1 protein-coding gene is annotated in these 7,908 nt (G+C 46.4%); it reads right to left on the reverse strand.

What is annotated here, in order from left to right; translation table 11 throughout:
• Positions 1-7,908, reverse strand: a 7,908-nt coding sequence (locus tag WBM49_RS02540; protein WP_424370494.1) for a sensor histidine kinase, incomplete at both ends; no start/stop codon positions are given.

A 7,908-nucleotide genomic window follows, 5' to 3' on the forward strand; every position in this document is an offset into this window, starting at 1 on the left:
CCCATGCCCTTTGGTGACAATATCATAACTCATACTTAGACCAAGGCCCGTGCCCTCTCCGGTAGGTTTGGTGGTAAAAAACGGTTGGAAGATCTTTTCTTTGATCCCTTCGGGAATGCCATTTCCATTGTCTTTTACGCTAATTTTGACGCCATCTTTTGTTCTCTTTGTACTAACCGTTACCGTTGGTTCATAGGTGTCATCCTCCGAAGCTTTAGCGAAGGAGGATTTTTCCTGAACTACATAAAAGGCATTGGTGATCAGGTTGAGGATCACCCTGCCCATATCCTGAGCCATAACATGTACCTTGCCTATGGAGTCATCAAAATGCGTCTCCAGAGTGGCATTAAATGATTTGTCCTTGGCTCTTAGTCCATGGTAGGCCAGGCGCAGGTATTCATCGGCCAGCACATTGAGGTCTATGGGTTCCTTTTCGCCGCTGCTGCTGCGGCTGTGCTGCAACATGCTTTTTACAATACCGTCTGCCCTCTTGCCATGATGGTTGATCTTGTCCAGGTTTTGTTTGATATCTTCCATGATGGCCATAGCTTCTTCCAGGTCTCCCTTTTTAATTTCTTCCTGCATCTCTTCTATGAGTTCCACACTTACTTCTGAAAAATTGTTGACAAAGTTGAGGGGGTTCTGTATCTCGTGCGCAATACCGGCAGTAAGTTCCCCCAGGGAGGCCATTTTTTCGGACTGTACCAGTTGGTTTTGTGTGGCCTTGAGATCACTCAGGGTAGTCTCCACCCGTTCTTTGGCCTTTTCCAATTTACTAAAGTCTTCATAGCGGGCATAGGCGATGGCAAAAGCGTCCGCCAGGGAATGTGCCAATTCAATCTGGTCTTCGCTCAAAGGCTCTACATTCCCCACATACATCATACCCTGAGTAAAGGGTACAAAATGCAGGTGCAGTGATTCAGGAGGTTGTTCGGCCCCCTGATATTCCGTTTTATTACTAACCTGTCCAAGATCGGTCATGGTCTGCATAAACTCCAGGAATTGATTTTTATCCCAATGGGTCCTATACACCGTGCCTTTCTTCCAGTGAGCTACAGTTTCTGCAGTATCCTTGTCAGCATTAAAAGGTATTTTCATGGCGCCGAGCGAATGCCCGTCCGGGGCCGATAAAAATGCATTTACAGTTTTGTTCGCCTCTTCTATAATAAAGACCCCGCATCGGATAAAAGGAATTCCCAAAGCTTTAAGCTCATTCCATACGAGGGGAGTAATACGTTCCAGGTCTTCTGTAGAACGCATACTGGCGATCTGACCTCGTACCCGATCTAATGAAGCTTGTTTAACGGCGTCTTTTGCCCTTTCTTCTGCTTTTTGAAGATCCAGGAACCTTCTGTAGGTCTGACCAAAAACTAAAGCGAACCGCGCTAAAACTTTAGAGGATTCTTCAGAAATAGGATTTTCGGAAAACGCAAAAAGAATCCCTGAAGAATAAAAGAAACTTCGATGAAATTCTCGATCCGGTAATGCTTCAAGATCGGCATTAAATGGGTAATCAGGTTCATTGTTGAGTGCCTCATAATATTTTCTTACCTCTTTTGCTGAATAGTCATATGAATACTCAGTACTTCCATTTTTCCAGGCCTTTTTAAGGCCCACCAACATGGGATGTATGTTCATATTTAACATCCCCACTCTTAATTCTACTGTTCCGTCTGGATTTGAATTCACTGATCTTGTTTCCATTCCCTCATGACCTTCAAGTATGCCTATTCCACAGCGTAAGGATTGGTCCAGACCTAGATTCATTACCTCATCAAATAAAGAAACCACTATATCCTCCAGATCTTCACTATTATGCATCGCCATGGTCTTGGAACGCACTCTTTCCAGGGCGCCTTCAATCTGAGCTTCCCTGGCCTGTAATTCTGCTTTCTTGATATCCAGAAAACGCTGATACAGACGCCCAAACTCCTTGGCAAAACGTATGACAATGTCCTTTTCCTCTTCGGTAGCTCTTCGTGAGTGGTTAAACCCTATATAACCGTATTTGCAGTGTCCCTGGGTAGTATAAAGGCCATTTGGGAAATCCTCTGGATAGATTTTTTGTTCTTCCGGAAGAGCATTCATTACCTCATTGAGCACCTCCCATACGGCCGGTAGCATTTCCGGAGGATAATCAATACAGTCCAAGGCATGCAGTTCACTTTTCTTCCAGTTCGCAAAGGAGGTTTTCCAGCTTTCCACCGCATTCACATCGATGAGTTGTTCTGCTATAACACGTTTCTTCCCACCCCGTGCAATGCGGAGGGTAAAGGTTTCATTTTCTTCGTCAAAGAGGGTTAGGTGGGTAAGCACCGGGTTGATCCCAAGAAAATCAAACTGATCGAATAACACCCCCAGAACATCCGTGAGTTCGTCGGTATGATGCATGGCCATGGCTCTTGAGCGTACCCTTTCCAGGGCCACCTCTATTTGTGATTCCCGCGCCTGTGTTTCTGCCTTTTGCAGGTCCAGAAAACGCACATAGGTCTGCTGGAAGACCTTGGCAAAGCGGCCGATTAGCTCCAGAATCTCTGCTTCCGGCGGTTCATTGGTGGTGATCCCGATACATCCATGGGAGAAGAATACGGAGTTGATATACCGGTGCTCGCTTAAACGGGCTTCGTCAAATGGGAGTCCGATTTCCTCCTGCATATAACGCACCCAATCCTGCAGTTTTTTACCATGCAGATCCTGCACTATGTAAGGCTCTTTTCCCCAGGCGTTGAATACTTCCCTGACCACGGGCGACTTGTCTACCTGAAACGTAAATCGTTTGCTAACCTCATGGCCCTTTTGGTCTGTCACCCAAATATCAAAAGATTCTTCTTCCTTATTGCCAATGGCAATATTGAAGCGCTCCGGGGCAAAGGTCAGGGTGCTAATCTGTTCGAACAATACAGCAGCCACTTCCCCCAGTTCCTCACTTTTATGCATGGCCATGGTACGGGAACGAACCTTTTCGAGGGCCATTTCTATTTTAGATTCCCTGGCTTGTACCTCAGCCTTTTGCAGATCCATAAAGCGGATATAGGCCTGTTCAAAGACCTTTGCAAAACGTTTTAAAATGGCCTTATGCTCCTCCGGCAATAGTTTTCCGTTATGGGAGGGAATCATCAAAGCCGAGTTTGCCTGCCAGGCAAAGGAAAGGGCATGGTTCTCAGACTCCAATAATTGTTTCTTGTAGGCCTCAGGTAAATTTTTGTAATCTGAGATTTCAAAGGCTTTCTGGAAAAAATGGTTTTTGTCTTCGTAGGAGAATACTTTTTCGAAAAAGTCATCATCCGATTCCCATTTTGAGGCCCATGTTTCTTTCCATATGGGGGTATCAAAATAAGGCAGGTAATAAGGAACAGATGGGTGGGTGGAATCAAAGGTCGCCGTCCAGTGCATCACATCCTTGGAAACCGGGTAATAGGTACAGATCACCACACCGCCCGAATCGAGGATGACCCCCAGCTCCTGCAGCTTTTCACCCACCACAGTCACTACCTCCTGCAATTCTTCGGGTTTTTGCATGGCCAGAGAACGACTACGCACTTTTTCCAGGGCTGCCTCTATCTGGGCTTCCTTTGCCTGCTCTTCAGCTTTCTCGATATCTGAAAATCGGGTATAGGTTTGCTCAAAGACTTTGGCAAATCGCTGCAGGATTTCCTCATCTTCCTTTGGAGGCTTCTCTTTGCTTGTTATGCTGATGAAGCCATATTTATGACGCGCCTCAAGAAACTCCAGTCGACGGTTTCTCAGCTTTTTCTGTACATGTGTAAAGTATTTGGAATCTGTAATTTGATCGCAAGCCTCCAAAAACTGATCGACCTCCACCTTGGTTCCAAGCGACATATAGGCGAAAGGGGCACCCGATTTCCAGGACTTTATGGCGGTTTCTTCCCAAGGACCACTGGGCAATTTAAAATAAGTGGGTTCAGGGTATATCCCATCAACAGGAGAGAACCATGTATCCAAATACCCCTCCTCCAAATGAAAAATGTTAATCCAGGCCTGCTCAAAAGGGATATTGAGTTGCTTCAACTGGTTAAAGAATACAACCACTACGGCTCCGATATCCTCGGTTTGATGCATGGCCATTGAGGCCGCGCGGACCTTTTCCAGGGCAGCTTCAATACGGGCTTCCCTGGCCTGGGATTCTGCTTTTTGCAGGTCGAGAAAACGGACATAGGTTTGTTGGAAGACCTTGGCAAAGCGGCCAATTAACGCCACTGTTCCTTCCGCAAGGGGTTCATTGGTGGTTACCCCTATAAATCCGTGGGAGAAGAACACAGAATTGATATACCGGTGTTCTTTAAGCTGCTCCTCCTTAAAAGGGATCCCTACCTCTTTGTTCATGTACTGAACCCACTCTTTCAGTGCCTTGCCGTGCAGATCCATGGCAAGTGTTTTTTTCGTTTTCCGGGCGTTGAAAAATGCCGAAATGACGGGCGATTTATCGGCCCTGGCCACAAACAGCTGATTCACTTCATGCCCGTTTTGATCGGTCACCCATACATCAATGGATTTATCCGCTTCATTGGTAATTCCTATATTAAAACGGTCCGGTGTATTGGTTAGGGTACTAATTTGTTCGAACATGACTGAAGCCACTTCTCCAAGCTCATCACTTTGGTGCATGGCCATGGTACGGGAACGGACTTTTTCCAGGGCCATTTCTATTTGGGATTCCCGTGCCTGCGCTTCTGCTTTTTGCAGATCCATAAAGCGGATATAGGCCTGTTCAAATACCCTGGCAAAACGTTTCAGGATCTCCCCCTCTTCTTCCTCAAATGTCTGATCCGAATAGCGCACAATTTGGATCCCCGAATTCTTGGTGGGGGCAATCATGGTGCTAAAGGCTTTGGAGGATTCCATCTTCTTCCTGACTGCTTTCGGAAAATCGCCGGTACTTAGCAATCGGTTGATGTATGCCTTTTTTATAATTCCAGAATAGGTCCTGGTGAACAGTTCTGGCCGTTCTTCAATCACTTGGTTGTAATCGCGTTGTACCTTGGTGTCTTCATTGTATGGAATGCGTAAAGGCTTATCAATAGAAGCTCCACCAACCCATACATCATAGTCTTTCTTTGCTTCTATCACCCCACTCATCCCAATGTAATCCATCCCCAGCCCCAGTGCGATTAATTGTTCATAGATGGCATTGGCCACCAGCTGCATTTCGCTGGTGCTGTGCATGGCCAGGGACTGGGAACGTACTTTTTCGAGCGCAGTTTCTATCTCCGCTTCCCTCGCCTGAGCTTCTGCCTTTTGCAGATCCATAAATCGGATATAAGCCTGTTCAAAGACTTTGCCGAAGCGTTTTAGTATGTCATTCTCCTTTTCCGAATAAGGCTCAGCCGTATATCTCGCTATTTGTATACTCGAATTCTTCGCAAAGGAGATGGAGGTTGAAAAAGCATCCGATTGTAGCATGAGTTTTTTTAGATCCTCCGGAAATAAACCATGACTCAGTAAATGATTGGTATATTCTTTTTTGATCTCACCGGAATAGGTTCTCGCAAACAATTCTGATCTCCTTTCGATTGCCCGGTTATAGTCTCTTTGCACTTTTGTGGCATCATTAAAAGGGATCCGCAGGGGTTTATCAAAGGATGACCCTCCGATCCATACATCATAATCCTCTTTTGCCTCTATCGCACCACTCATCCCAACGGCGTCCATCTCCAGTCCCAATTCCCGGAGTTGGTCATATACCGCATTGGCCACCTGCTGCATTTCGCCTGTAGTATGCATGGCCAATGAACGCGATCTCACTTTTTCCAGAGCTGTTTCAATCTGGGCTTCCCGAGCCTGGGTTTCGGCTTTTTTAATTTCCAGAAATCGCTGATATACCCGCTCAAATTCCCGGGCAAACCTAATGGCAATGCTGATCTCCTCGTCTGTTGGGGGCCTTGAATTATTAAAACCTATATATCCAAATTTGTTGTGCCCTTCACAATCGAAAAGTCCGTTTGGAAAATCCGAGATTTTTAAACGCTCTTTGGCTGGCAGTGACTTTAGTGAGGTATCAATCAATTTCCATAACTCGGGTAAAATTTCCGGCGGATATACCAGACACTGGTGGCTATGTGGTTTTGCCTTTTTCCACTTGGCAACCGTCTCTTTCCAAATAGGCATGGCATTCAAATCGATGATCTGTTCGCCAATGTTCGCTGCACCGTTTTTTCCTGTTATCCTGAAACTAAAGGAGTTGTTTTCCAGATCCATTAACGTAAGGTGAGCGCATTTGGCATCGATCCCCAGGGCTTCAATTTGTTGGAACATCACTCTGAGCACATCATTGAGTTCTTCTGAAGAATGCATCGCCATTGACCTGGCACGGATGCGTTCCAGTGATACTTCTATTTGTGCTTCCCGGGCCTGGGCTTCGGCTTTTTCAATATCTAGGTAACGCTGATAGATCCTGCCAAATTCTGTGGCGAATCTGGCAACGATAGATTTTTCCTCTTCTGTTGCCTTTCTGTTATGGTTAAAGCCAATATAGCCAAACTTGCAATACCCCTGGGTATTAAACAGCCCGTCGGGAAAATCTTCATGGTATACCTTTCCTTCTTCGGGAAGGGCGGAAAGAGTTTCATGGAATAATTCCCAGATCTGAGGTAGCGCCTCCGGCCGGTATTCTAAACAAGAGACAGAATTGGGCTTGCCTTTTTTGAAATTCTCCAGCGACTCTTTCCACTCCTCCCGGGCATTGAGATCGATGACCTGTTTGGTCAGGCTCCTTTTTCCCGATCTCCCGGTCATACGATAGGTAAAGGTGTTGTTCTTTAGATCAATAAGGCTCAGGTGGGCCCAAACCGGCTTGATGCCCAGTATATCAAACTGGTCGAAGAGTACGCTGAGAACATCATTCAGTTCCTCTGAACTGTGCATGGCCATTGCCCTGGCACGGATCCTTTCCAGGGCCGCTTCTATCTGGGCCTCCCGGGCCTGGGCCTCCGCCTTATGCAAGTCGAGATACCTGGTATAGGTCTGGCCAAACACAGCGGCAAATCGTTTAAAGATGTCCCGGATATCATCCTGTAAATGCTCATCGGAAAAGACAAATAAACTGCCATCCCTGAACGGAAAACTGTAATGGTAAACAGTTTCCGGCAGCTTCTTCAGGTCTATCTTCATAGGATATTCCGGAGCCTTGTTGATCGCCCGGAAATAAACCAGCTTGTCCTTTCCTTTTAATTCGTAGGTAAAATGAGGATCACCTTTTTTCCAGGCCTTTTTTACCCCCTGAAGCAAGGGATGAATGGTCATGTCTAGTAGTCCTGCATGTAAGACTACTTCCGAGGTATCCTTAACGGAGGCGGTCCATAATTTCATTTTTTCTGACTGGCTGAGTATCCCTATCCCGCTTCGTGTAGTGCTTCCGAGGCCAAGGCCTATGATCTCAATAAAAAAAGTGGTGACCGTAGCGGCGATATCTTCTGTGTTGTGCATGGCCATGGTCCTGGTGCGTACCCGTTCCAGGGCCGCCTCTATCTGTGCTTGCCTTGCCTGGGCCTCTGCTTTTTCAATATCGACGAATCGCTGGTACACACGCTCAAATTCTGTGGCGAATTTTGTGAGGATCTCTTTTTCCTCTTCGGTAGGCAGCCTGGTGTGGTTATACCCAATATATCCAAAACGGGTGTGCCCGTGCATGGTGTATCCGCCCTCCGGAAAATGGTCTGATGACATCCTTTCATCAGCTGGCATGGAAGAGAAGGTCTCCTCAAACAACTCAAAGAGCTTTGGTAAGATCTCTTTAGGATAAAAGATCACTTCTACAGCCTCGGAGGTATCCGTCTTCCATTTGTCGTATAATTCCTTCCAAACTTCCAGACTATCTATCGCCACAGTTTGAGACCCCTGGGTCCTGGCCCCTGAGGTTCCTGTTGCCCTATAGGTAAGCTCCCTTTCTTC

It is taken from the genome of Muriicola sp., assembly GCF_049669965.1.
Classification (GTDB): Bacteria; Bacteroidota; Bacteroidia; order Flavobacteriales; family Flavobacteriaceae; genus Muriicola.